The 24,331-nt window shown below is 60.2% G+C and carries 23 protein-coding genes; 14 read left to right on the forward strand and 9 right to left on the reverse strand.

Features of this window, described 5'->3' with window-relative positions; all coding sequences use genetic code 11:
- Positions 1-189: 189 nt before the first annotated feature.
- The 5 genes from ACZRMO_RS22130 to dksA all read right to left on the reverse strand — a co-directional run bounded on the left by ACZRMO_RS22130 (position 190) and on the right by dksA (position 6,234).
- On the reverse strand, positions 190-1,620 hold the full coding sequence (locus ACZRMO_RS22130) for a sigma-54-dependent transcriptional regulator (RefSeq protein WP_124527745.1): 1,431 nt from the start codon (positions 1,618-1,620) through the stop codon (positions 190-192).
- A gap of 22 nt (positions 1,621-1,642) precedes the next feature.
- The gene (locus ACZRMO_RS22135) at positions 1,643-4,597 is read right to left on the reverse strand and encodes a sensor histidine kinase (RefSeq protein WP_177414104.1); all 2,955 of its coding nucleotides are present in this window, start codon (positions 4,595-4,597) and stop codon (positions 1,643-1,645) included.
- On the reverse strand, positions 4,581-4,757 hold the full coding sequence (locus tag ACZRMO_RS22140; RefSeq protein WP_003176118.1) for a hypothetical protein: 177 nt from the start codon (positions 4,755-4,757) through the stop codon (positions 4,581-4,583). The genes ACZRMO_RS22135 and ACZRMO_RS22140 overlap by 17 nt, the downstream gene beginning before the upstream one ends.
- 62 nt (positions 4,758-4,819) lie before the next feature.
- Entirely contained in the window at positions 4,820-5,707 is an 888-nt protein-coding gene (gluQRS, locus tag ACZRMO_RS22145) for a tRNA glutamyl-Q(34) synthetase GluQRS (RefSeq protein ID WP_124527743.1), read from the reverse strand.
- Between the two features lie 83 nt (positions 5,708-5,790).
- Positions 5,791-6,234, reverse strand: coding sequence for an RNA polymerase-binding protein DksA (gene dksA, locus ACZRMO_RS22150; RefSeq protein WP_124527742.1), 444 nt, complete (start codon positions 6,232-6,234; stop codon positions 5,791-5,793).
- A 318-nt stretch (positions 6,235-6,552) separates the two neighbouring features.
- On the opposite strand from dksA, the gene ACZRMO_RS22155 reads away from it, so the two are divergent.
- Entirely contained in the window at positions 6,553-7,725 is a 1,173-nt protein-coding gene (locus ACZRMO_RS22155) for a pyridoxal phosphate-dependent aminotransferase (RefSeq protein WP_463974218.1), read from the forward strand.
- The gene (sfsA, locus tag ACZRMO_RS22160) at positions 7,725-8,435 is read left to right on the forward strand and encodes a DNA/RNA nuclease SfsA (protein ID WP_463974219.1); all 711 of its coding nucleotides are present in this window, start codon (positions 7,725-7,727) and stop codon (positions 8,433-8,435) included. The genes ACZRMO_RS22155 and sfsA overlap by 1 nt, the downstream gene beginning before the upstream one ends.
- Here sfsA and ACZRMO_RS22165 read toward each other — a convergent pair.
- Positions 8,432-8,749: a Rieske (2Fe-2S) protein gene (locus ACZRMO_RS22165; protein ID WP_017734140.1), complete on the reverse strand. Its 318-nt coding sequence runs from the start codon at positions 8,747-8,749 to the stop codon at positions 8,432-8,434. The two genes, sfsA and ACZRMO_RS22165, sit on opposite strands and share 4 nt — an antisense overlap.
- 156 nt (positions 8,750-8,905) lie before the next feature.
- Between ACZRMO_RS22165 and ACZRMO_RS22170 the strand changes: the two genes are divergently transcribed.
- The 3 genes from ACZRMO_RS22170 to ACZRMO_RS22180 are packed head-to-tail and all read left to right on the forward strand — an operon-like array spanning position 8,906 to position 11,585.
- Positions 8,906-9,784, forward strand: coding sequence for a heme/hemin ABC transporter substrate-binding protein (locus ACZRMO_RS22170; protein ID WP_463974220.1), 879 nt, complete (start codon positions 8,906-8,908; stop codon positions 9,782-9,784).
- Between the two features lie 50 nt (positions 9,785-9,834).
- Positions 9,835-10,818: an iron chelate uptake ABC transporter family permease subunit gene (locus ACZRMO_RS22175; protein ID WP_207045613.1), complete on the forward strand. Its 984-nt coding sequence runs from the start codon at positions 9,835-9,837 to the stop codon at positions 10,816-10,818.
- Complete coding sequence (locus ACZRMO_RS22180; RefSeq protein WP_463974221.1) at positions 10,818-11,585, forward strand: heme ABC transporter ATP-binding protein; 768 nt, start codon at positions 10,818-10,820, stop codon at positions 11,583-11,585. Before ACZRMO_RS22175 ends, ACZRMO_RS22180 begins: the two co-directional genes overlap by 1 nt.
- A gap of 244 nt (positions 11,586-11,829) precedes the next feature.
- On the opposite strand, the gene ACZRMO_RS22185 is transcribed toward ACZRMO_RS22180, so the two are convergent.
- The 3 genes from ACZRMO_RS22185 to ACZRMO_RS22195 form a co-directional block, all read right to left on the reverse strand.
- A complete protein-coding gene (locus ACZRMO_RS22185) occupies positions 11,830-12,102 on the reverse strand; it encodes a TfoX/Sxy family protein (RefSeq protein ID WP_010562703.1) in 273 nt (90 codons plus the stop codon).
- Between the two features lie 200 nt (positions 12,103-12,302).
- Complete coding sequence (locus ACZRMO_RS22190) at positions 12,303-12,647, reverse strand: pentapeptide repeat-containing protein (protein WP_124527736.1); 345 nt, start codon at positions 12,645-12,647, stop codon at positions 12,303-12,305.
- 93 nt (positions 12,648-12,740) lie between these two features.
- Positions 12,741-14,297 carry a bifunctional aminoglycoside phosphotransferase/ATP-binding protein gene (locus tag ACZRMO_RS22195; RefSeq protein WP_463974222.1) on the reverse strand — a complete coding sequence of 519 codons (1,557 nt, stop codon included), beginning with the start codon at positions 14,295-14,297 and terminating at the stop codon, positions 12,741-12,743.
- A gap of 118 nt (positions 14,298-14,415) precedes the next feature.
- Between ACZRMO_RS22195 and mrcB the strand changes: the two genes are divergently transcribed.
- The 9 genes from mrcB (at position 14,416) to msrQ (ending at position 24,234) form a co-directional block, all read left to right on the forward strand.
- Positions 14,416-16,740 (forward strand): penicillin-binding protein 1B, encoded by a 2,325-nt coding sequence (mrcB, locus tag ACZRMO_RS22200; RefSeq protein WP_026136436.1) that lies wholly within the window; start codon positions 14,416-14,418, stop codon positions 16,738-16,740.
- A gap of 16 nt (positions 16,741-16,756) precedes the next feature.
- Complete coding sequence (locus tag ACZRMO_RS22205) at positions 16,757-17,491, forward strand: tetratricopeptide repeat protein (RefSeq protein WP_463974223.1); 735 nt, start codon at positions 16,757-16,759, stop codon at positions 17,489-17,491.
- A complete protein-coding gene (locus ACZRMO_RS22210) occupies positions 17,491-17,820 on the forward strand; it encodes a YqcC family protein (RefSeq protein WP_124527732.1) in 330 nt (109 codons plus the stop codon). Before ACZRMO_RS22205 ends, ACZRMO_RS22210 begins: the two co-directional genes overlap by 1 nt.
- A 431-nt stretch (positions 17,821-18,251) precedes the next feature.
- The gene (locus ACZRMO_RS22215; RefSeq protein WP_124527731.1) at positions 18,252-19,976 is read left to right on the forward strand and encodes an acetolactate synthase 3 large subunit; all 1,725 of its coding nucleotides are present in this window, start codon (positions 18,252-18,254) and stop codon (positions 19,974-19,976) included.
- A gap of 2 nt (positions 19,977-19,978) precedes the next feature.
- Positions 19,979-20,470, forward strand: coding sequence for an acetolactate synthase small subunit (ilvN, locus tag ACZRMO_RS22220; RefSeq protein ID WP_003176102.1), 492 nt, complete (start codon positions 19,979-19,981; stop codon positions 20,468-20,470).
- A 47-nt stretch (positions 20,471-20,517) separates the two neighbouring features.
- Complete coding sequence (gene ilvC, locus ACZRMO_RS22225; protein WP_099584822.1) at positions 20,518-21,534, forward strand: ketol-acid reductoisomerase; 1,017 nt, start codon at positions 20,518-20,520, stop codon at positions 21,532-21,534.
- Positions 21,535-21,679: 145 nt separating this feature from the next.
- Positions 21,680-22,537 carry a CDP-diacylglycerol--serine O-phosphatidyltransferase gene (pssA, locus tag ACZRMO_RS22230; RefSeq protein WP_124527730.1) on the forward strand — a complete coding sequence of 286 codons (858 nt, stop codon included), beginning with the start codon at positions 21,680-21,682 and terminating at the stop codon, positions 22,535-22,537.
- 63 nt (positions 22,538-22,600) lie between these two features.
- A complete protein-coding gene (gene msrP, locus ACZRMO_RS22235) occupies positions 22,601-23,614 on the forward strand; it encodes a protein-methionine-sulfoxide reductase catalytic subunit MsrP (protein ID WP_463974224.1) in 1,014 nt (337 codons plus the stop codon).
- Positions 23,614-24,234: a protein-methionine-sulfoxide reductase heme-binding subunit MsrQ gene (msrQ, locus tag ACZRMO_RS22240; RefSeq protein WP_463974225.1), complete on the forward strand. Its 621-nt coding sequence runs from the start codon at positions 23,614-23,616 to the stop codon at positions 24,232-24,234. Before msrP ends, msrQ begins: the two co-directional genes overlap by 1 nt.
- Positions 24,235-24,331 lie beyond the last annotated feature (97 nt).

Raw genomic sequence — 24,331 nt, forward strand, 5'->3', positions numbered from 1 at the left:
AAGCATATAGCAGGGTGCGTGCCAACTTTTGTGCCGCCCAGCAAAACCGGGGGTCAAAGGTGGTTTTGAGGTTTTGGCGGGCGAAAAAAAGCCGGGGCTTCGTTACCTTAAGCCCCGGCTTTTGTTACGTGAAAAATCAGCGGTAACAGTTTTTTCACATCTGAGGGTGTTACCTGAGGGGGCACCCCCTCAACTTTCGCTGGCAACCCCGGTCTTGCGCCGCGGGATGCCCAGGCGCTGGCGGCGTTCCCACAGGCATTTACGGCTCACGCCGAGTTTGCGCGCCAGTTCGGTCTCGGTCATGTGGTCTTGATGCTCAAGGACGAAGTGCTGGAAGTAATCCTCCAGTGACAAATCTTCCGTCGGCTCATGGCTGGTATTGCTACCACCGCCCTGTTGCGGGGCCAGGCCGATGAAATCGTCGTCGTCCAGATCGCTGAGTTCGATGTCGATGCCCAGCAGCTCGGCAGAAATTTCCGGGCTTTCCGACAGGATCACCGCACGCTCGACCGCGTTCTCCAGTTCCCGCACGTTACCTGGCCACGAGTAATGCCGGATCGCCTGCTCGGCGTCTGGGGCAAATTTGAGGTCGGTACGGTTGATGCGCGCGCTCTGGCGCAACAGGAACGCGTTGGCGATCTCGTTGACGTCGGCGCCACGCTCGCGCAGGGCTGGCAGCTTGAGGGCGATCACGTGCAGACGGTAATACAAGTCTTCACGGAACTGGCCGATCTTGGCCAGGCTCTTGAGGTCTCGGTGGGTCGCCGCGATCAGGCGCACATCGACCTTTTGCGACTGCACCGAGCCCACGCGGCGGATCTCGCCTTCTTGCAGTACACGCAGCAAGCGCGCCTGGGCTTCCAGTGGCAGTTCGCCGATTTCATCGAGGAACAAGGTGCCACCGTCCGCCGCTTCCACCAGGCCCGCACGCCCGGCGCTGGCGCCGGTAAACGCGCCTTTCTCGTGGCCGAACAGCTCGGACTCGATCAGGGATTCAGGAATGGCCGCGCAGTTCACCGAGATCATCGGTGCCTTGGCACGCTTGGACAGGTTGTGCAGGGCGCGGGCCACCAGTTCTTTACCGGTGCCCGACTCGCCCTGGATCAACACATTGGAGTCAGTTGGGGCGACTTTGCGGATCTTGCTGTACAGGTCTTGCATCGGTGGGCAGGAGCCGATGATGCCGATCTCGCCGTTGCTGTTGTCCACCCCTGGCTTGTCGGTGGTTTTACCGGCCGGGCGTTGTTCGGCCGGCGCGCTGCTGGCCGACTGACGGTCACGCAGGATACGGGCCACGGCCTGGAGCATTTCGTCATGGTCGAAAGGTTTGGCGATGTAGTCCACCGCGCCCATCTTCATGGAGTCCACCGCCGAACGCAGGCTGGCGTAGCTGGTCATGATCAGCACCGGCGTGCCCTGGCCAAGCTTGATCAGCTCGGTACCCGGGGCGCCGGGCAGGCGCAGGTCGCTGACAATCAGGTCGAACGTGGGAATGCTGAAACGCTCCTGGGCTTCCTGTACCGAGCCAGCTTCGCTGACCTGGTACTGATTGCGTTCAAGCAGGCGACGCAAGGCAGAGCGGATAATGGTTTCGTCTTCGACGATCAAAATGTGCGGCATTGATTCAATTCTCTCGACGGTCTCAGTTCACAGCGGACGTCGCTTCGACATGACGCGGCAAGGTCACCCGGATACGGGTGCCGCGTTGGCTTTCGGTGTCAGCCGGGCTGTCGATGGTGATTTGTCCATAATGCTCTTCAACGATGGAATAGACCAGTGCAAGGCCCAGACCGGTACCTTCACCGGGGTCCTTGGTGGTGAAGAAGGGTTCGAACAATCGGTCCATGATGTTCTGTGGAATGCCGCTGCCTTCGTCTTCGACGATCAGGTCCACCGTGTGCTCGAAAGCCTCGGTCTTGACGCGTACCGCACCGCCGGCCGGGGTTGCGTCACGGGCGTTGGACAGCAGGTTGATCAGCACCTGGGCCAGGCGTTGTGAGTCACCGTCGACCCAGTGATCGGGATCGCACAAATTGAAAAACTGTACTTCGAAATTGCGTCGGTTCAGGGCCAGCAGCCCAATTGCATCCTGTGCCACTTCGGCCAGGCACACGGCTTCGTCCTGGTTCTGATGGGCGCCCGCGTGGGCAAAGCTCATCAGCGACTGCACGATGCGCGAAACACGTTTGGTCTGCTCAAGGATCTGCCCGCTGATTTCGGTGATCTCGCCGTCTTCTTCGCGCTCTTCCCGCAGGTTTTGCGCCAGGCAGGCGATACCGGTGATCGGATTGCCAATCTCATGGGCCACGCCGGCCGCCAGGCGACCAATGCTGGCCAAGCGCTCGGAGTGCACCAGTTTGTCTTCGAGCATCTGGGTTTCAGTCAGGTCTTCCACCAGCAGCACCAGGCCGCTATTGCCCGGTGCCAAAGGCTCGTCGATGGCGGCTTTGTGCAGGTTCAGCCAACGGGTCTGGCCGTCGAGGGCCAGGTGTTGTTTGTGCAAGTGTTCGTCGGGCAGGTTGATAAAACCTTGCAGCAGTTCTTTCCAGGGCTCGCCCAGGGTGTTCAGGCGCGAACCGACCACGCGCTGCGCGGCGATGCCGGTGAGTTCCTCCATGGCCTTGTTCCACATCAGGATCTCTTGGTCCTTGGCCAGGGAGCAGACGCCCATCGGTAGTTCTTGCAACGTCTGGCGGTGGTAGCGGCGCAGGGCATCGAGTTCGGCGGCAAGCCCGGTAAGGCGCGAGTGGTAATCCTCCAGCCGGCTCTCGATGAAATGTATGTCCTCGGTGACGTAGTTTTCGCCGCCGGCCTTGTAGGGCAGGAACGTTTCCACCATGTCCTGGGACACACTCGGCCCCATCAAACCGGAGAGGTTGGCCTCGATCCGATCACGCAGGCGGCGCAGGGCATACGGGCGGCGTTCGTCAAACGGCAGGTAGAGATCGCGCAGCGCCTGCTCGACCTCTTTTTGCGCAGCCTTGGCACCCAAGGGTTTGGCAAGCTGCGTGGCGAACTCCTGGGGCGACGCCGCATGCAGCTCACGGCGTTGCGGGCGGCGTACGTTGTCCACGGCACAGGCTTCGGCGGCGCTGGTTTCTTCCGGGCTGGCGTTGGTGAACAGCGAGATCAGGGTGAACATCAGGACGTTGGCGGCCAAGGACGCAATTGCGGCCATGTGCCAGCTGGTGTCGTCGAGCACGTAGATCATGTTCAGCAGCGGGATGTAGAAGCCCTGCAAGTTGCCGACCAGCGGCAGCAGCATGGTGACGATCCACACCAGAATGCCCGCCAGCAACCCGGCGATAAACCCACGGCGATTGGCAGTCGGCCAGTACAGCACCGACAACACCCCCGGCAGGAACTGCAAGGTGGCAACAAACGCGACGATGCCCAGGTTGGCCAGGTCTTGCCCGGCGCCCAGCAGCAGGTAGAAACCGTAGCCCGCCATGATGATTGCGACGATCAGCGCGCGGCGCGTCCACTTCAGCCAGCGGTAGATATTGCCCTCAGCCGGTGGCTGATACAGCGGCAGTACCAGGTGGTTCAGCGCCATGCCCGACAGCGCCAACGTGGTGACGATGATCAGCCCGCTGGCTGCCGACAAACCGCCGACATACGCCAGCATCGCCAAGGCCGGGCTGTTGGCCGCAATGCCGATGCCAAGGGTGAAGTATTCGGGGTTGGTGGTGGCGCCCAGTTTCAGGCCTGCCCACAAGATCAGCGGCACCGCCAGGCTCATCAGCAGCAGGAACAGCGGCAAGCCCCAACTGGCGCTGACCAGCGAGCGCGGGTTGAGGTTCTCGGTGAACGTCATGTGATACATGTGCGGCATCACAATTGCCGAAGCGAAGAACACCAGCAGCAGCGTGCGCCACGGGCCTTCCTGCAACGGCGTGTGCAAGGCGGCGAGGGCGGTCTGGTTTTGCAGCAGCCACAGTTCCAACTGTTGCGGGCCGTCGAACACGCCATAGAGCGCATACAGGCCAACGCCGCCGATGGCGATCAGCTTGATCACCGACTCGAAGGCAATCGCAAACACCAGGCCTTCGTGTTTCTCGCGGGTAGCAATATGGCGCGAGCCAAAGAAGATCGTGAACAACGTGATCAGCGCGCAAAAGGCCAGGGCGACGCGATGTTGCACGGGCTCACGCGTGAGGATGCTGATGGAGTCGGCCACGGCCTGGATTTGCAGGGCCAGCAACGGCAACACGCCGATCAACATGAAAATGGTGGTCAGCGCGCCGGCCCAGGTGCTGCGAAAGCGGAAGGCAAACAGGTCGGCCAGGGACGACAGCTGATAGGTGCGGGTGATTTTCAGGATCGGGTACAGCAGCACCGGCGCCAGCAGGAACGCGCCGGACACGCCGAGGTAGCTGGACAAAAAGCCATAGCCGTACTGATAGGCCAGGCCCACCGTGCCGTAAAACGCCCAGGCACTGGCGTAGACGCCGAGGGACAAGGTGTAGGTCAACGGATGGCGAATGATCGCCCGCGGAATCATTCCGCGCTCACTGATCCAGGCCACCCCGAACAGCGCGGCCAGGTAGGCGGCGCTGACCAGCAGCATCTGGGTGAGGCTAAAGCTCATCGGCATCTTTTTGGCTCTGCAGGATGAAAGTCACGACGATCAGGATCAGCCACAGCAGATACGGGCGATACCAGGCGCCCGTGGCGTCGATCCACCAATCCATGATGGCGGGGGAAAACAGGTAGATCCCGACGACCAGCAGCAGGACCAATCGATAGATGTACATGTTGGCCTCTGTGTAAAAACGTGCGGCGATGGTAACGGATGCTTGGCAAGCTGCAAGCGCCTTCAGCTCAATTGCGCTTCGGCCAGCGTGAGTGTGCGTGGGATCTGTGTGGCATCCCAGTGCTGGATGCCCCAATCCAGCAGTTCCCGTGGGCTGGCATGCAGCAACTCGGCGCCGGGTTGCTGGCCGAGGGCGCGCAAGGCCCTTAGCAGCAACGGCGTGGCCTGGTCGGGCGTCAACGGTGGCGAGCGGTAGGACTTGCCGAGCTTGTTGCCGTCCGGCTGGATGATCAACGGGACGTGCAGGTAGCGCGGCTGGCGCAGGCCCAGCAGTTCTTGCAGGTACAGCTGGCGCGGTGTGGAGTCCAGCAGGTCGGCACCGCGCACGATATCGGTGACACCTTGCCAGGCATCGTCGAGGACCACGGCCAGTTGATAGGCGTAGAGGCCATCGCGGCGACGGATGATGAAGTCGCCGACATCGCGGCCCAGGTGTTGTCGGAATTCGCCTTGTACGCGGTCAGTAAAGTGGTACTCCAGCTCGGGAACACGCAAACGGATAGCGGCGTCTTGCTGATCGTGGCCGGCGTTGCGGCACAGGCCCGGGTAGATGCCGTTGTAGGGCTCCAACTGCTTGCGCGAACAGGTGCAGGCGTACGCCAGGCCGTGGTTGAACATGTCGTTCAGTACTTTGGCGTAGGCGTCGTGCCGCTCGCTTTGTCGGACCAGTTCACCGTCCCACTCAAAGCCGTAGCTTTCCAGGGCGTGCAGAATCGCCGCCTGGGCGCCGGGCTCTTCACGGGGTGGGTCGAGGTCTTCCATGCGCATCAGCCAGCGGCCGCCGTTGGCGCGGGCATCAAGGTAGGAGGCGAGGGCGGCGACCAGGGAGCCAAAGTGCAAATGGCCGCTGGGCGTGGGGGCGAAACGCCCGATATAGGTAGAGGCTGTCATGGGGCGGATACTACTGGAAATTCGCTAAACGCCAGAAACAAAAATGGGGCGTTTGCACGCCCCATTCGTTCAGCCCGGAAGGATTACTTGCCGACCTGTTTTTCCTTGATTTCCGCAAGGTTCTTGCAGTCCACGCACATGTCTGCGGTAGGGCGCGCTTCGAGGCGACGAATGCCGATCTCGATGCCGCAGGACTCGCACCAGCCGTATTCTTCGTCTTTGATCATTTGCAATGTCTTGTCGATCTTCTTGATCAACTTGCGTTCGCGATCACGGGCGCGCAGTTCGAGGGCGAACTCTTCTTCCTGGCTGGCACGGTCTGCCGGGTCAGGGAAGTTGGCTGCTTCGTCCTTCATGTGGTCAACGGTACGGTCGACCTCCTGCATCAAGTCCTGTTTCCACTTGTTCAGGATCTTGGTGAAGTGCTCGCGCATGGGTTCGCCCATGTACTCTTCACCCTTCTTTTCCACGTAGGGTTCGAAGCCGCCGAGGCCTTGAGTCTGCTGTTGCTTTGCTTGGGTGGACATGAATAGACCGCCTCTCACTCTTCTAATCCATTGCGCAGGATTGCAACATCACCGACACCTGCCGGCCCTGCGGCTGCAAGCGGGCGAACTTACCAGATAGATTCGGGGTGCGCCACTCCCGGTTGTCGAGGCTGCAGCGAAGGGGTCGTAAACTGCCGCGGCCCGTCGTAGCTGGGTATGCAATGTCTCGAACGTTGATTTTAGTCGTTTTGCAGGCGCTTGCCCGGTCTGCGCGGACAGCCGGGCAGGCAATAGAACATGTTTTACCGCGTGGGTTCGGTAGAATCTGGATTTTGTCCTCACCGTTAAGGAAGGCTAATGGCTCAGCCATACAGTGCGCGCAGTCGCGCCATCGAACCTTTTCATGTCATGGCATTGCTGGCGCGTGCCAATGAGCTACAGGCCGCCGGGCACGATGTGATTCACCTGGAAATCGGCGAGCCGGATTTCACCACCGCCGAGCCGATTATCCAGGCCGGCCAGGCTGCACTGGCCAACGGCAAGACCCGCTATACCGCCGCCCGTGGCCTGCCGGAACTGCGCGAAGCCATCAGCGGTTTCTACCAGCAGCGCTACGGTTTGAACGTGGACCCGGAACGCATCCTGATTACTCCCGGCGGCTCTGGCGCCTTGCTGTTGGCCAGCAGCTTGTTGGTGGATCCGGGCAAGCACTGGCTGCTGGCGGACCCCGGTTACCCGTGCAACCGGCACTTCCTGCGCCTGGTGGAAGGCGCGGCGCAACTGGTGCCGGTTGGCCCGGAAGTGCGTTATCAATTGACGGCCGATCTGGTGGCCAAACACTGGGACGCGGACAGTGTCGGCGCACTGGTCGCCTCGCCGGCCAACCCGACGGGTACGATCCTCACCCGAGACGAGTTGGCGGGATTGTCGAGTGCCATCAAGGCGCGCAACGGCCATCTGGTGGTGGACGAGATTTACCACGGCCTCACCTACGGCACGGATGCTGCGAGCGTGTTGGAAGTGGACGACGATGCCTTCGTCCTGAATAGTTTTTCGAAGTATTTCGGCATGACCGGCTGGCGCCTGGGTTGGCTGGTGGCACCGCCCGAAGCGGTCGGTGAGTTGGAGAAGCTGGCGCAGAACCTCTACATCAGCGCGCCCAGCATGGCCCAACATGCGGCGCTAGCCTGTTTCACGCCACAAACCCTGAGCATCCTGGAAGAGCGTCGCGCCGAATTCGGCCGCCGTCGCGACTTCTTGCTGCCAGCCTTGCGTGAGCTGGGGTTCGGCATTGCCGTCGAGCCAGAAGGGGCATTCTATTTGTATGCCGATATCAGCGCGTTTGGCGGTGATGCCTTCGCGTTCTGCCGGCACTTCCTCGAAACCGAACATGTAGCGTTTACGCCCGGGCTGGATTTCGGTCGCTATCAAGCCGGCCACCATGTGCGCTTTGCCTACACGCAAAACCTTGATCGGCTACAGGAAGCGGTGGACCGCATCGCCCGTGGCTTGCGGAGCTGGCAAGGCTGATGCGCTTTAATCCCCCCCTCGAAGAAGGTCGGCTGATTCGCCGTTACAAGCGTTTTCTCACCGATATCGAAACCGTTGGCGGCGAGTTGCTCACCATTCACTGCCCCAATACCGGCTCGATGCTCAATTGCATGGTGGAAGGTGGGCAAGTCTGGTTCAGTCGCTCCAATGACCCCAAGCGCAAGTTGCCCGGCACCTGGGAAATCGCCGAGACCCCCCAAGGGCGCTTGGCCTGCGTGAATACCGCGCGCGCCAATCCGTTGATCGAGGAGGCGTTGCGCGCCGGGGTGATCAGCGAGCTCAACGGTTTTACCGCCTTGAAGCGTGAAGTGCCTTACGGCCAGGAGAACAGCCGCATCGACTTTCGCCTGGACTACCCCGACGGTGCGGCGTACGTCGAAGTCAAAAGCGTCACCCTGGGCTTTGATGGCAGCGCAGTTGCCGCGTTCCCCGATGCGGTGACGCAGCGCGGGGCCAAACACTTGCGTGAGTTGGCGCACCTGGCCCGCGACGGTGTGCGGGCGGTGCAGTTGTATTGCGTCAACCTGTCGGGGATTGAGGCGGTGCGGCCGGCGGTGGAGAACGACCCGGCTTACGCCGCTGCATTGCGTGAAGCCAAGGCCGCCGGTGTCGAGGTGCTGGCGTACGGCGTGCGGGTGACGCCCGAGGAAGTGTGCGTGGACCGGCGCCTTGAGGTGCTGTTCGACTAGAGTTCCACCCACAGGCCCTGTGCGTCTTCACGGCCGGGCAGGGCGGTGAGGCTTTGCCCGGCGCACGGGCCGGAGATGCACTCGCCGCTTTCGATCAGGAACAGGGCGCCGTGAGTGGCGCACTGGATCAGGCTGGCGCTGCTGTCGAGGAACTGGTCGGCCTGCCATTCCAGCGGGATGCCGCGATGCGGGCAGCGGTTGATATAGAAGTAAGCAACACCGTCACGGCGCACCGCCAACAATTTGCAACCGTCGATTTCAAAACCGCGGCTGCTATCGGGCGCGAGGGTGTCGGAGGGGCAGAGAAACTTCATTTCAATCCTTAAGTGCCTTGACGTTCAAATGCAAACAATTATCAAATGCCGGCTTCGCCCGTTAGCTGACTGGGCGCTCAGTACGATGCCCGGCAGGGATTATCTGTCACATCGTCGGGTGCTCGTAAGGCCCCGCCTCTGGAAGGAAACCCTGTTATGCGCCTGAGTACCAGCGCTATTGCGCTTGTTGTCGGACTGCTGGTCAACCACGGGGCGCAAGCCTCTGAACTGCCGCAACGCTGGGTCAGTGCCGGTGGGGCGCTTTCGGAGTGGGTGATGGCGCTGGGTGGTGAGTCGAAGCTGGTGGGGGTGGATACCACCAGTCAGCATCCGGCGTCACTCAAGGCCTTGCCGAGCATTGGCTACCAGCGGCAACTGTCGGCGGAGGGCATCCTGAGCCTGCGTCCGCAGATCCTGGTGGGCACCGAGGAAATGGGCCCGCCGCCGGTACTGGCGCAGATCCGCAGCGCTGGTGTGCAGGTGGAAATGTTCTCGGCTCAACCGGATTTGCCGACGCTGCAAGGCAACCTCCAGCACTTGGGCAAGCTGCTGGGTGATGAGGCTAAGGCCCGTGAATTGTTTGCAGGGTATGAGCAGGCTCTGAATCAGCAGAAAAACTGGGTGACCAGGGCGCAAGCCACGCAAAAAGCCCCGGGTGTGTTGCTGTTGCTCGGTCACGCAGGTGGCAAGCCGCTGATCGCGGGTAAAGACACGGCGGCAGACTGGGTGTTGCAACAGGCGGGTGGGCACAATCTGGCGACCCACAGTGGCTACAAGCCATTTTCCGTGGAGTCGCTGGCGGGCTTGAGCCCTGATGTACTGGTGTTTTCTGATCGTGCCCTGAGCGGTGATGCGGCTCGGGCAGCCTTGTTCAAGGAAAACCCGATCCTGGCGGCAACCCCAGCGGCCAAGAGTGGGCGGGTATTCGAGTTGGACCCGACGCTGCTGGTCGGTGGGCTTGGGCCGCGTCTGCCGCATAGCCTGGTGCAGTTGTCCGCCGGGTTTTATCCGTCCCAGGCCAAGCCCGCTCCATGACCACTCTGGTTAAACCCAAGACGCTGTTTATCGGGCTGTCGCTGTTATGTGTGCTGGCGATCTGGCTGTCGTTGGCCCTGGGCCCGGTCAGCCTGCCGTTGCTGGATACGCTCAAGGCGGCATTGCGCTTGATGGGCGTGCCCATCGACGGCCAAGGGCTGGAGCAGGCGGAGCTGATCCTGGGGCAGATTCGTTTGCCGCGCACGTTGCTGGGGTTGGCCGTGGGCGGCGTGCTGGCATTGTCGGGGGTGGCGATGCAGGGCTTGTTTCGCAACCCGCTGGCGGATCCGGGGTTGGTCGGTGTGTCCAGCGGTGCGGCACTGGGGGCGGCCATCGCGATTGTCGGTGGAACGTTTTTTGGCGGCTTGCCGGACGCGTTCGGCCCGTACCTGTTGTCGTTGTGTGCGTTTCTCGGTGGGTTAGGTGTCACCGCGCTGGTGTATCGGTTGGGGCGGCGTAACGGCCAGACCAATGTCGCAACGATGCTGCTGGCCGGTATCGCCCTGACGGCGCTCGCCAGTTCGGCCGTGGGTTTATTTACCTACCTGGCGGATGACGCCACCTTGCGCACCCTGACCTTCTGGAACCTGGGCAGCCTCAACGGCGCCAGCTATTCGCGGCTGTGGCCGTTGCTGCTGGTGAGCGCCGGCGTCGCGCTGTGGTTGCCGCGCCGGGCCAAGGCCTTGAATGCGCTGCTGCTGGGCGAGTCGGAGGCCAGCCATCTCGGGATTGACGTTGAGCGGCTCAAGCGCGAACTGGTGTTCTGTACGGCCCTGGGTGTGGGCGCGGCGGTGGCGGCGGCGGGGATGATCGGGTTTGTCGGCTTGGTGGTGCCGCATTTGGTGCGCTTGCTGGCGGGGCCGGATCATCGCGTGCTGCTGCCGGCCTCGGTGCTGGCGGGGGCGAGTTTGCTGCTGTTTGCCGATCTGGTGGCGCGCCTGGCCCTCGCGCCGGCGGAGTTGCCCATCGGCATCGTGACCGCGTTTATCGGCGCGCCATTTTTTCTTTACCTGTTGTTGCGGGGGCGTGCCTGATGCTGCGCGTGGAAGACTTGCAGATCCGGCGCGGACGCAAAACCGTGCTGGCGGATGTCACCCTGCAATTGTTGCCGGGGGAAGTGCTCGGTGTGCTGGGCCCCAATGGCGCGGGTAAAAGCACGTTGCTTGGGGCGTTGTGTGGTGAGTTGCAGCCGGACCAGGGCGGCGTGTGGTTGGATCAGCGGCCCTTGGGTGATTGGAGTGGCGCGCAGCGTGCGCAACGGTTGGCGGTGTTGCCGCAAACCTCGACCCTGGATTTTGCTTTCCGCGTTGAAGAAGTCGTCGGCATGGGCCGCTTGCCCCATCAGAGCGGGCGGGTGCGCGATGACGAAATTATTGCAGCAGCCTTGCAGGCGGCAGATGTCGGGCATTTGAGCGGGCGCAGCTATCTCGCCTTGTCTGGCGGTGAGCGCCAGCGCGTGCACCTGGCGCGGGTGCTGGCGCAGTTATGGCCGGGCGAGGCGGGGCAGACATTGTTACTGGATGAGCCGACGTCGATGCTGGACCCCTTGCATCAACACACAACCTTGCAGGCCATTCGCTCCTTTGCGGATCGCGGTGCCGCTGTGTTGGTGATTTTGCATGACCTCAATCTCGCGGCGCGCTATTGCGATCGGATTCTGTTGCTGGAGGACGGCCGTCCCCATGCCCTGGATACGCCGGCGCAGGTGATGCGCCCGGAGCCGTTGAAGGCGGTATTTGGTCTGGATGTGTTGGTGCAACCCCATCCAGAGCGCGGGCACCCGCTGATTATTGCGCGCTGAGATCGGCTTTTTCACGGGCAAAAAAAGACCCGGCAAGAGCCGGGTCAAATAACCGTGATTAGCCTGATGAGGAGATAATCTGAGAGTCCGAACCAATGGTCTTTCAGTTATCGGCTGATCTCGCGACCAGTTGTGATAATCATAACGATTCTCATTTGAGAGTCAACATTTGTTTTTGCACTCATCTCGGCTTTTCTCAAACACCTGTTCGGAACTCCCGTAAATACTGGGCGTGGTTAGCGAGCTAATTCTTCTGGCGCGCCGAGATAGCATCCAATTGACGGTTCAATGCCTCCTTGCGTTCGGCTGGAATATCGTTCCAGTGAACATCCATCAATGCCCCTTCGATTGCATACAGCAGTACTTTCGATGCCCGGAACCCGCGAGTCCGCACAGCTCGGTAGGCATCGACCGCGCCCAGGCGACGCAAGTCGGACGCACTGTGGATGCCCACCGCATGCAGCCACTGCGCTGACGTCTTGCCGAGGTTTTTCAGGTGTTGCAGCTCATCGTTCATCAAGCCTCCTTGCGACGGCCGAATGGTTCGGTGGGTATCGTGACCAGGCAAGCCTGAACAGGAGTGTAGCGCTCAGTAGGAAAAGCGTGGTTCTTTGGCCGGAAGCGGCCTAAAAGCTTATAAGAATGATGCGAGGATTTTTTGCCAGGCAGGCGTAAACCCCGGCGCACGGGTGTGCTCCGGGATTTTTATGCAAGAAATTACTTTGTGCGATAGCGCAGGCGCGTACCGAAATTGACCGACATGAGGATCTCATCGGCGGTCAGTTCAGGCGGGAAGTAGGTGCCCGAGATTTGTGCATGCGCCAGGCTGGCGCCTTCCAATGAGCAGTTGCGCAAGTCCAGGCCGCGCAAGTCGGTAGAGCGGAAGTAGGCGTCGGTGAAATCCACGCCGGTAGCGTTCAGGTCGCGTAGGTCCAGCCCTCGGAAGTCGCCACCGCGCATGTCGATGGTGCCGTCTTTCGGGCGTTCCTGGTTGAAACCGCGGATATCGTCTTTGTGCAGGAGCGAATAGAGCGGGGTATCAAGAAGCTTGGGCTGACTCATGACGACGACTCCTGTTGGATTTATGACGCCATTATAGTGCCACTATTGCTCGGCCGTGCGCCCAAAGTCGGTGACACGGCCAAGAATTATTTCTTACAGGCCTGGCAGGCGCTGGCGGATGTGCGCCACCAAGGCGTCCAACGTTCCGCTTTCGTTGGTCTCGACGCGCTTGCTCAGGAGCAGTTCCTCGGCGGTCAGCGGGTCGCGATTAGCCTCCTGTTCGTCGATAACTGCCAATGTGGCGTCGGAAGGGTCGTTTTTATCCGCTTGACGTTGTGCCAACCAGCTCTCGATAACGGCGCGTGGTGCGTTGCAATCCAGGATCAGGAAGGGCGCGCCGGTGGCTTCGGCAACCTTGGCGGCGGCTTCGCGTTGGGCGCGCTTCAGGAAAGTGGCGTCCAGCACGACTGGGAAGCCGGCGCGCAGCACGGTCGCGGCAAGCTCATTCAAGCGCGCGTAAGTCGCGGCGCTGGCGTCGGCCGCATAGATGCCAGCCTGTGGCGTGTTTTCGATCTGCTGCTCGCCGAACAGGCGCTTGCGCTCCACATCCGAACGCAGGCGCACGGCACCCAGTGCTTCTACCAGGCGCATGGACACCTGGCTTTTGCCGACGGCAGAAACACCGTGGGTGATCGCCAGGAAGCGCGATGGGATGGTGCTGTAGCTTTCCGCCAGGTTGGCGTAGTTGCGGTATTGGCGCAGGCTGGTGGCGCGTTGCACTGGGCTCGCGTCGCCGGGCATGCTGAACAGCGCGATCTTGGCGCGTACCAGGGCGCGGTAGGCTTTATAGAAGTTCAGGACTTCCAGGCCTTGGTAGTCGCCCGTCAGCTCCAGGTACTGGCTGATGAAACGGCGCGCCAGGGATTTGAGGCCACGGTCTTCCAGGTCCATCGCCAGGAAGCCGGTGTCGGCGTAAACGTCGGTGAAACGGAAGGGTTCGTTGAACTCGATGCAGTCGAAGATCACGACCTGGCCATCGATCAGGGTGGCGTTACCCAGGTGGATGTCGCCGTGGCATTCACGGGTGAAACCTTCCAGCTTGCGCTGGGCAAACAGCGGCTTGAGGCGTTCGAAGCTGCTTTCGGCCCAGGCTTGCAGAGCGTCCAGTTGCGTCAGGTCCGCCTTGTCGCTGAGGAACGGGCGGATCTGGTCGAAGTTCTGGCGAACCGGCGCCATCAGTTCATCTGGAGTGCCTGCCGGGTGGTCTTGCGGGACTTTCGGCGCCGTGAGGTGGAAATGCGCGATCTGCCTGGCCATCTCATCGATGTGCGCGGCGGTCAGTTCGCCGTTGGCTTGCAGGGTGCTGAGCAACTGGCTTTGCGGGAACTGGCGCATTTTCAGCGCGTACTCGATGGCCGGGCCTTCGCCTCCCAGTTGCGGGGCTTCGGCAGTGCCGGTGATCGGCAACACTTCAAGATACAAATCTTCGGTCAGGCGCGCGTTGAGACGCAGCTCTTCGCGGCAGAAGTGGCCGCGATCCTCCAGGGACGTGAAGTCCAGGAAACCGAAGTTCATCGGCTTCTTCAGCTTGTAGGCGTAAGGACCGGTGAGCACGACCCAGGAAATGTGGGTCTCGATAACTTGGAACGCTTCAACCGGATGAGGGTACAAAGCCGGGTTTTGCAGGGCTGCGATCAGGGACTGGCTCACGGGCGATCCTTCAAAGACTGGGGGAAATCATGGCGGGCATTATGGCTGCTGACGCCTGCCATGCAAACCGCTGTCCGGCTCATGTTGAACATCAACAAAGTGCGTATAATCCGCCGCCATGACTCGAACCCGATCTCCCCGTTCCCGTAAAAAACCTCCTTCCCGCGGCCTGCGCCCGTGGCTGGGCTGGGCGCTCAAGCTCAGCCTGGTGGGCCTTGTGGTACTTGCCGGCTTTGCGGTGTACCTCGACGCCGTGGTGCAGGAGAAGTTCTCCGGCAAGCGCTGGACCATTCCGGCCAAGGTGTATGCACGCCCGCTGGAATTGTTCACTGGCCAGAAGCTGAGCAAGGATGACTTCCTCACCGAGCTCGACGCGCTGGGCTATCGCCGCGAGCCTGTGAGCAACGGGCCTGGCGCAGCGGCGGTCAGCGGCAATACCGTTGATTTGAACACCCGTGGCTTCCAGTTCTATGAAGGCCTGGAAAAAGCCCAGCCGGTGCGTGTGCGTTTCTCCGGCGACTACGTGGCTGAGCTGGCGTCCCTCAACGGCTCGAAGCTGCCGGTGGTGCGCCTGGAACCGCTGATGATCGGCGGTATTTACCCGAAGAACCTTGAAGATCGCATCCTGATCAAGCTCGATCAGGTGCCTCCTTACCTGCTCGAAACCCTCGTCGCCGTAGAGGACCGCGATTTCTACAGCCACTGGGGCGTCTCGCCGAAGTCGATTGCCCGCGCCGTCTGGGTGAACACCTCCGGCGGCAAGATGACTCAGGGCGGCAGCACGCTGACGCAACAATTGGTCAAGAACTTCTACCTGACCAACGAGCGCAGCCTGACCCGCAAGCTCACCGAAGCCATGATGGCGATGCTGCTGGAGCTGCACTACAGCAAGCAGGAGATCCTCGAGGCGTACCTCAATGAGGTCTTCGTCGGCCAGGACGGCCAGCGTGCGGTGCACGGTTTCGGCTTGGCCAGCCAGTTCTTCTTTGGCCAGCCGCTGTCCGAACTCAAGTTGCATCAGGTCGCGTTGCTGGTGGGCATGGTCAAGGGCCCGTCCTACTACAACCCGCGTCGCAACCCGGAGCGTGCGCTGGAGCGCCGCAATCTGGTGCTGGATGTGCTGGAACAGCAGGGCGTTGCCACCGCTGAGCAAGTGGCGGCGGCGAAGAAGATGCCGCTGGGCGTCACCACGCGCGGCAAACTGGCCGACAGTTCGTTCCCGGGCTTTATCGACCTGGTCAAGCGCCAACTGCGCGAAGACTACCGCGACGAAGACTTGACCGAAGAAGGCCTGCGGATCTTCACCAGTTTCGATCCGATCCTGCAGATGAAAGCCGAAGCGTCGGTCAACGACACCTTCAAACGCATGACGGGTCGTAAAGGCGCGGATGAAGTCGAAGCGGCCATGGTTGTGACCAACCCGGAGACCGGTGAGGTCCAGGCAATGGTCGGCAGTCGCCAGGCCAGTTTTGCCGGCTTCAACCGTGCACTGGACGCGGTGCGGCCGATTGGCTCGCTGGTCAAGCCCGCGGTCTACCTGACGGCGCTGGAAAAACCGAGCAAATACACCCTGACCAGTTGGCTGTCGGATGATCCGCTGTCGGTCAAAGGTGGCGATGGCCAAGTGTGGACACCGCAGAACTTCGACCGTCGTTCCCACGGTACGGTGTTCCTGTATCAGGGGCTGGCGCATTCCTACAACATCTCCACCTCGCGCCTCGGGCTGGAAGTGGGCGTGCCGAATGTGTTGAAAACCCTGGCTCGCCTGGGCATCACCCGTGAATTCCCTGCTTTCCCGTCGATCCTGCTGGGGGCCGGCGCGATGACGCCGATGGAAGTCGCGACCATGTACCAGACCCTGGCCAACGGTGGTTTCAATACGCCGATGCGTGGGATTCGTAGCGTGCTGACCGCCGAAGGTGAGCCGCTCAAGCGTTATCCGTTCCAGATTCAGCAGCGTTTCGATGCAGGCTCCATCTACCTGATCCAGAACGCCATGCAGCGTGTGATGCGTGAAGGCACCGGTGCCTCGGTCTATAAGGTGCTGCCATCGAACCTGACACTGGCGGGCAAGACCGGTACCAGTAACGACTCGCGCGACAGTTGGTTCGCCGGCTTCGGCCAGGATGTGCTGGCGGTGGTGTGGATGGGCCGTGATGACAACGGCAAGACCCCGTTCACCGGGGCGACCGGTGCGCTGCAGGTCTGGACCAGTTTCATGCGCAAGGCCGACCCGCTGCCGCTGAACATGCCGCAGCCTGACAACATCGTGCAGGCCTGGATTGATCCGCACACGGGACAGGGCTCCGATGCCAACTGCCCGGGCGCGGTACAGATGCCGTATATTCGCGGCAGCGAGCCACCACCCGGCGCCGCGTGCGGTGGCAGTGCCCCTGCTGATGCGGATTCGGTGATGGATTGGGTCAAGGGCTGGATGAATTAAGCAAAGAGGGTTTCACGTGAACAAGTGGTTGTTTCCAGCTATTACAACTCTGGCTTTGCTCGGTGGTTGCTCCAGCGTGCAGCGCGGTTCCATCCCTGTGGTGGATTCGAGCACTGCGGTGTCCAACAACGACCGTATCTCGGCCAATGGCGGCTTCCGGCAGACCGTGACGAATCGTCCTGCTCAGGCCCGCCCTCAGGCAGTGCCGCAGGATTCGGGCGTGGTGGTGATGGTGCCGGGTGGCGGTGCTGCTGCCGCCGCGCCGATCAGCGCCGAGCCGTGGACGCCGGGGCCAAGTACGTCCGGTCCGATCGATGCCACGCCGATTCAAACGGCGCCGATCAACCAGGGCACTTACAACATGCCATCGACGCCGAGCGGCATTCCGTCGTCCTCCAATTCCGGTGGCCTGTCGGCTGACGAGCAACTGGACGGTCCGGTATTGGCGCTACTGACCACTGCCCAGCAACAGCAGGCTGGTGGCGACCTGAACGGTGCGTCGTCAAGTCTGGAGCGCGCCCAGCGTGTTGCTCCTCGTGAGCCGCAAGTGTTGTATCGCCTGGCCCAGGTGCGCATGGCCCAGGGTGATGCGCCGCAAGCCGAACAGTTCGCCCGTCGCGGCCTGACGCTGGCCAACGGTCGTCCCGACCTGCAAGCCAACCTCTGGGCACTGATCGGTGATGCGCGTGCCGCCCAAGGCGATGCCGCAGGTGCCGCTCAGGCACGGCAAAAAGGCAAGGTTACCTACTGATGGATGTACGTTTTCCTGCGATTGCCGAGCAATTGTTGCTGATTGAACGCGAATTGCGCGTGCAGGGCTGGTGGGACGAGGTATCCCCCGGCGTCGAGGCCCTTAGCAGCGTCGAGCCCTTTTCGGTCGATACCCTGGACTTTCACCAGTGGTTGCAATGGATCTTCCTGGCGCGCATGAAGCAGATCCTCGAACAGGATCTGCCGTTGCCGAATGCGTCGGGCATCTTGGAGATGGCGGAAATGGTCTATGCCGACCGCCCGCGAGAGAGCCTTGGCTTGCGTAACGCGCTGAAAAAGTTCGATCAATTGATCGTCGACGCTCGTTAATTGCCTGACTGCCGGGTTTTCCGGCAGTCTTGCGCACATTTCTACCGCTTGACGACATTCAGGCGAGTTTTATCCCTCCTCAAAGCCCTTTCTTCTGCGTTCTCATGCGCTTAGTTGGAAAAAAGCGCAATTATTGCTTGACTTGAACGGCCTGAAACAGAAGAATCCAAAGTCCGCTGTATCGGGACTGCCAGAAGCAGGCCCGCTCAGCAGATCATGAGGCGCACATCCGCGCCGACCTGTTACACCCGCAACGCGTTACCTCGCGCTGGGTGGGAAAAGCCCGCAACACTTGGGACGATCCCAATACTTGCTCAGTCAGTGCTGACGTAGTCGGCGACCACCGTCGCTCATGCTCTGTTGAGAAGTAAACCTATTAAGACCCGTCGGTTTTCAACGGACGGTATTCTGGCGTTTTAGAGGTGAACAACGTGGAGCTTTTATCTGGTGGTGAGATGCTCGTCCGCTTTTTGCGTGACGAAGGCGTCGACTATATCTACGGGTACCCAGGTGGTGCTCTGCTGCATGTCTACGACGCGCTGTTCAAGGAACCGGCTGTTAATCACATCCTGGTTCGCCACGAACAGGCCGCGACCCATATGGCTGACGGTTATGCCCGTGCCACCGGTAAAGCCGGTGTGGTACTGGTAACGTCCGGCCCAGGCGCAACCAATGCCATTACTGGCATCGCGACTGCGTATATGGACTCCATCCCGATGGTGATCATTTCCGGCCAGGTGCCAAGCACCATGGTGGGTACCGACGCATTCCAGGAAACCGACATGATCGGTATCTCCCGGCCGATCGTGAAACACAGCTTCATGATCAAGCATGCCTCGGAAATCCCGGAAGTCATGAAAAAGGCGTTCTACCTCGCGCAGTCCGGTCGCCCGGGCCCAGTGGTGGTCGATATCCCTAAGGACATGACCAACCCAGCGGAAAAATTCGAATACGTTTTCCCGAAGAAAGCCAAGCTGCGTTCCTACAGCCCGGCCGTTCGTGGGCACTCGGGGCAAATCCGCAAGGCTGCAGAAATGCTCCTGGCGGCCAAGCGCCCTGTGCTGTACTCGGGCGGTGGCGTGATTCTGGGTGGCGGTTCCGCACCGTTGACCGAACTGGCCAAGTTGCTCAACTTGCCAGTGACCAACACCCTGATGGGCCTTGGCGCATACCCGGGCACCGACCGTCAGTTCGTCGGCATGCTGGGTATGCACGGCAGTTATACCGCCAACCTGACCATGCACCACGCTGACGTGATCCTGGCAGTCGGTGCACGGTTCGATGACCGCGTGATCAACGGCCCGAGCAAGTTCTGCCCGAATGCCAAGATCATCCACATCGACATCGACCCGGCGTCCATCTCCAAGACCATCAAGGCTGACGTGCCTATCGTAGGTCCTGTGGAAAGTGTGCTGACCGAAATGGTCGCTGCACTGAAGGACATCGGCGAGACGCCGAACAAGGAATCCGTTGCCAGCTGGTGGAAGCAGATCGACGAATGGCGCGGTGACCGCGGCCTGTTCCCTTACGACAAGGGCGACGGCAGCGTCATCAAGCCACAAACCGTGATCGAAACCCTGTGCGAAGTGACCAAGGGCGACGCCTTTGTGACCTCCGACGTGGGCCAGCACCAGATGTTCGCCGCGCAGTACTACAAGTTCGACAAGCCAAACCGCTGGATCAACTCCGGTGGCCTGGGCACGATGGGCTTTGGTTTCCCGGCGGCCATGGGTGTGAAGCTGAGCTTCCCGGACACTGACGTTGCCTGTGTCACCGGTGAAGGCAGCATCCAGATGAATATCCAGGAACTGTCGACCTGCTTGCAGTACGGCCTTCCGGTGAAGATCGTCTGCCTGAACAACGGCGTACTGGGCATGGTTCGCCAGTGGCAGGACATGAGCTACAACAGCCGTCACTCCCACTCCTATATGGAGTCGCTGCCAGATTTCGTCAAATTGGTTGAAGCCTATGGCCACGTCGGCATTCGCATCACCGATCTGAAAGATCTGAAGCCGAAGATGGAAGAGGCGTTCGCCATGAAGGACCGCCTGGTGTTCATCGATATCAAGGTGGATACCAGCGAGCACGTCTACCCGATGCAGATCAAAGACGGCTCTATGCGCGACATGTGGCTGAACAAGACGGAGCGTACTTAATCATGCGGCATATTATCTCCCTGCTTCTGGAGAACGAACCCGGCGCTCTGTCTCGTGTTGTCGGTCTGTTTTCGCAACGCAACTACAACATCGAAAGCCTCACCGTGGCCCCGACCGAAGACCCGACCCTGTCGCGCCTGACGTTGACCACCGTGGGCCACGATGAGGTGATCGAGCAGATCACCAAGAACCTCAACAAGCTGATCGAAGTGGTCAAGCTGGTCGACCTGTCGGAAAGTGCCCACATTGAGCGCGAGCTGATGCTGGTTAAAGTCAAGGCCACGGGTGCCCAACGTGCCGAGATCAAGCGCACTACCGATATTTATCGCGGGCAGATCGTCGATGTGAGCGCCAGCGTTTATACCGTTCAACTGACCGGTACAAGCGACAAGCTGGACAGCTTCATCCAGTCGATCGGGACGGCCTCGATTCTGGAAACGGTACGCAGTGGTGTCACCGGGATTGCCCGTGGCGACAAAGTACTCAGCATCTAACCCAAATTAGTGAATGGCCTTACGGCCTGGATATATAGAGGAACCTCATGAAAGTTTATTACGAAAAAGATTGTGACCTGTCGATCATCCAGGGCAAGAAAGTCGCCATCATCGGCTACGGCTCCCAGGGCCACGCTCAAGCGTGCAACCTGAAAGACTCCGGCGTTGACGTGACCGTTGGCCTGCGCAAAGGCTCGGCCACTGTTGCCAAGGCTGAAGCCCACGGCCTGAAAGTGACTGACGTTGCTTCCGCTGTTGCGGCTGCCGACCTGGTCATGATCCTGACCCCGGACGAGTTCCAGTCCGCGCTGTACAAGAACGAAATCGAGCCGAACATCAAGAAGGGCGCCACCCTGGCCTTCTCCCACGGCTTCGCGATCCACTACAACCAGGTTGTGCCGCGCGCTGACCTCGACGTGATCATGATCGCGCCGAAAGCACCGGGCCACACCGTGCGTTCCGAGTTCGTCAAAGGCGGCGGTATCCCTGACCTGATCGCCATCTACCAGGACGCTTCGGGCAACGCCAAGAACGTTGCGCTGTCCTACGCTGCTGGCGTTGGTGGTGGTCGTACCGGCATCATCGAAACCACCTTCAAGGACGAGACTGAAACCGACCTGTTCGGCGAACAAGCCGTTCTGTGCGGCGGTACCGTTGAGCTGGTCAAAGCCGGCTTCGAAACCCTGGTTGAAGCTGGCTACGCGCCAGAAATGGCCTACTTCGAATGCCTGCACGAACTGAAGCTGATCGTTGACCTCATGTACGAAGGCGGTATCGCCAACATGAACTACTCGATCTCCAACAACGCCGAATACGGCGAGTACGTGACTGGCCCGGAAGTGATCAACGCCGAGTCCCGTCAGGCAATGCGCAACGCCCTGAAACGTATTCAGGACGGCGAATACGCCAAAATGTTCATCACCGAAGGCGCTACCGGCTACCCTTCGATGACCGCCAAGCGTCGTAACAACGCCGCTCACGGTATCGAAGTCATCGGCGAGCAACTGCGCTCCATGATGCCGTGGATCGGTGCCAACAAGATCGTCGACAAAGCCAAAAACTAAGTCGCACGCATCAAGGGAAAACGCGGCTTAGGCCGCGTTTTTTCGTTTGGGGAGCAGGTTCTGGTATAAAGCTGCATCGTTTGCGGGCGAACACTCGCCGCAAGTATCAGTCGAATTTTTTTCACACCGTTGCAAGGTAAAGTCCATGAGCGAACGTCCCGAAGAGCCAAACCAGGCTTCTGACGCCGAAAGCCTGCTACCGATCGATGAGCATGTCGAAGAAGGGCATGACGCGGAAGGCCGCAAGGTCCGGCATCGTGGCATCTATCTGCTGCCCAACCTGTTCACCACGGCGAACCTGTTTGCCGGGTTCTATTCCATCATCAACTCCATGAGCGCCCAAAGTGCGCTGGCGGCGGGTGATGCAGTCAGTGCCAGCAAATATTTCGGTTTTGCTGCCATCGCAATCTTTGTTGCCATGGTGCTCGACGGCCTTGATGGGCGTGTAGCGCGCATGACCAATACCCAAAGTGCATTCGGTGCAGAGTACGACTCGCTGTCGGACATGGTTGCCTTTGGTGTTGCGCCTGCGTTGCTGGCATTTGCCTGGGCGCTGGGTGATATGGGCAAGGTCGGCTGGATGGTCGCCTTTATCTATGTTGCGGGGGCGGCTTTGCGTCTGGCGCGTTTCAATACCCAGGTGGGGACCGCTGACAAGCGTTACTTCATCGGTCTGGCCAGCCCTGCTGCTGCGGGTGTGGTGGCGGGGATCGTCTGGGCGTTCAGTGACTATGGCATCCAGGGTTCGAAGATGTCGTTCCTGGTGGCCTTGATGGTTGCGGCGGCCGGCATGTTGATGGTCAGCAATATCAAGTACAACAGCTTCAAGGAGCTGGACCTCAAGGGGCGCGTGCCTTTTGTGGCAATCCTGGCCGTTGTGCTGGTGTTTGCAGTGGTCTTCAGTGATCCGCCGCGGATTCTGCTGCTGGCGTTCCTGGTCTACGCCGCTTCGGGCCCGGTTCAGTACTTGTTGCATCTGCGTCGGGACAAAACATTGCCTTAATGTAATTTCCCCCATACTCCGCAGTCTATTGGTGCATCAGTTCTCCAATGCTGCGGAGTTGCCATGTTAATCAAATTGCCAAAAGCGTCCGATTGCCACGAATCGGATGTCACGCCTGAATCCTTCTATTTCTCTCGCCGCAGCTTGCTCGGTGGTGCGCTTGCCGGTATCGCTGCCAGCAGCTTGCCGCGTTGGGCCAGTGCGGATGATGCTTCGCGTTACGTCGATGTTGAACCGGGCAAGGCACCGAGTTGGTTTGCCGAGAAACTGCCTGACACCCGATGGCAGGCGGTGACGGTAAAAGACGAAGCAATAACGCCCTTCAAGGATGCAACCCACTACAACAACTTCTATGAGTTCGGTACCGGCAAAGGCGATCCGGCGACGAATGCGGGTTCGCTCAAGACCGAGCCGTGGAGTGTTGTGATTGATGGTGAGGTTGCGAAGCCGGGGCGCTATGCCCTGGAAGACTTCATGAAACCTTATCAGTTGGAAGAGCGGATCTACCGTTTGCGCTGTGTCGAGGCCTGGTCGATGGTCATCCCCTGGATTGGCTTCCCTATCTCGGCTTTGCTCAAGCAGGTCGAGCCGACCTCGAAGGCCAAGTACATTCGGTTTGAAACGCTCCAGGATCCGAAGAGCATGCCGGGCCAGCGTTCAAGCTTTGGTCTGATCGACTGGCCTTATATAGAAGGGTTACGCCTGGATGAGGCGATGAACCCTTTGGCGATTCTTGCCGTTGGTATGTACGGGCGTGAATTGCCTAACCAGAACGGTGCACCGTTGCGTTTGGTGGTGCCGTGGAAGTACGGCTTTAAAAGCGTGAAGTCCATCGTGCGCATCAGCCTGGTCAGTGAACAGCCGAAAACCACCTGGCAGAGCATTGCGGCGGATGAATATGGGTTCTACGCGAACGTGAACCCCACGGTTGATCATCCGCGCTGGACGCAGGCGCGTGAGCGGCGCCTGCCGAGTGGCCTGTTCAGTCCCAATGTGCGTGAGACGCAGATGTTCAATGGCTACTCGGATGAAGTTGCCTCTCTTTATACCGGTCTAGATTTGCGGAAGAACTACTGATGCGCTATCCGATCTGGCGCCTCGGCGTCTTTATCGCGGCGGCAGTGTGGCCGCTATTCTGGCTATACGAAGCGTGGAGCTCTGTTCTCGGGCCCGATCCAGGCAAAGTGCTGGTGGATCGACTGGGTCTCGGGACGTTGATCCTATTGCTGATTACCCTTGGAATGACGCCGCTGCAGAAACTCAGCGGTTGGGCAGGGTGGATAGCTGTGCGCCGGCAGCTGGGCTTGTGGTGCTTTGCTTATGTAGTGCTGCATTTGGTGGCTTATTGCGTGTTTGTCCTTGGGCTTGATTGGTCGCAGCTGGGGGTTGAGCTGCGCAAGCGGCCTTACATTATTGTGGGTGCGTTGGGCTTCTTGTCGCTTTTGGTGTTGGCGGTGACTTCAAATCGCTATAGCCAGCGACGTTTGGGCAGCCGGTGGAAGAAATTGCATCGTCTGGTTTATGTGATTCTCGGGCTGGGCTTGCTGCATATGTTGTGGATCGTGCGAGCCGATCTGAAGGAGTGGGTTGTCTATGCTTCTATAGGTGCGCTGCTTTTGGTCTTGCGGATTCCGCCAGTGATGCGCCGAATACCACGTCTTATTGCTAAAAAAGCACCTTCTGCAACAAAAGCGTAATTAACGGTTGACGGCAGATTTCAGATGTCTATAATTCGCCCCACTTCCGGCGCAGTCGAAACGGAAAACTCCTTGGTAAACAATGAGTTATGTAGGT

This window comes from Pseudomonas sp. B611, from assembly GCF_055407965.1.

Coding starts and splice junctions, on each gene's coding strand:
- ACZRMO_RS22130 (WP_124527745.1), bottom strand. CDS start 1,620: ATGCCGCACATTTTGATCGTCGAAGACGAAACCATTATCCGCTCTGCC.
- ACZRMO_RS22135 (WP_177414104.1), bottom strand. CDS start 4,597: ATGCCGATGAGCTTTAGCCTCACCCAGATGCTGCTGGTCAGCGCCGCC.
- ACZRMO_RS22140 (WP_003176118.1), bottom strand. CDS start 4,757: ATGTACATCTATCGATTGGTCCTGCTGCTGGTCGTCGGGATCTACCTG.
- gluQRS (WP_124527743.1), bottom strand. CDS start 5,707: ATGACAGCCTCTACCTATATCGGGCGTTTCGCCCCCACGCCCAGCGGC.
- dksA (WP_124527742.1), bottom strand. CDS start 6,234: ATGTCCACCCAAGCAAAGCAACAGCAGACTCAAGGCCTCGGCGGCTTC.
- ACZRMO_RS22155 (WP_463974218.1), top strand. CDS start 6,553: ATGGCTCAGCCATACAGTGCGCGCAGTCGCGCCATCGAACCTTTTCAT.
- sfsA (WP_463974219.1), top strand. CDS start 7,725: ATGCGCTTTAATCCCCCCCTCGAAGAAGGTCGGCTGATTCGCCGTTAC.
- ACZRMO_RS22165 (WP_017734140.1), bottom strand. CDS start 8,749: ATGAAGTTTCTCTGCCCCTCCGACACCCTCGCGCCCGATAGCAGCCGC.
- ACZRMO_RS22170 (WP_463974220.1), top strand. CDS start 8,906: ATGCGCCTGAGTACCAGCGCTATTGCGCTTGTTGTCGGACTGCTGGTC.
- ACZRMO_RS22180 (WP_463974221.1), top strand. CDS start 10,818: ATGCTGCGCGTGGAAGACTTGCAGATCCGGCGCGGACGCAAAACCGTG.
- ACZRMO_RS22185 (WP_010562703.1), bottom strand. CDS start 12,102: ATGAACGATGAGCTGCAACACCTGAAAAACCTCGGCAAGACGTCAGCG.
- ACZRMO_RS22190 (WP_124527736.1), bottom strand. CDS start 12,647: ATGAGTCAGCCCAAGCTTCTTGATACCCCGCTCTATTCGCTCCTGCAC.
- mrcB (WP_026136436.1), top strand. CDS start 14,416: ATGACTCGAACCCGATCTCCCCGTTCCCGTAAAAAACCTCCTTCCCGC.
- ACZRMO_RS22210 (WP_124527732.1), top strand. CDS start 17,491: ATGGATGTACGTTTTCCTGCGATTGCCGAGCAATTGTTGCTGATTGAA.
- ilvN (WP_003176102.1), top strand. CDS start 19,979: ATGCGGCATATTATCTCCCTGCTTCTGGAGAACGAACCCGGCGCTCTG.
- ilvC (WP_099584822.1), top strand. CDS start 20,518: ATGAAAGTTTATTACGAAAAAGATTGTGACCTGTCGATCATCCAGGGC.
- pssA (WP_124527730.1), top strand. CDS start 21,680: ATGAGCGAACGTCCCGAAGAGCCAAACCAGGCTTCTGACGCCGAAAGC.
- msrP (WP_463974224.1), top strand. CDS start 22,601: ATGTTAATCAAATTGCCAAAAGCGTCCGATTGCCACGAATCGGATGTC.
- msrQ (WP_463974225.1), top strand. CDS start 23,614: ATGCGCTATCCGATCTGGCGCCTCGGCGTCTTTATCGCGGCGGCAGTG.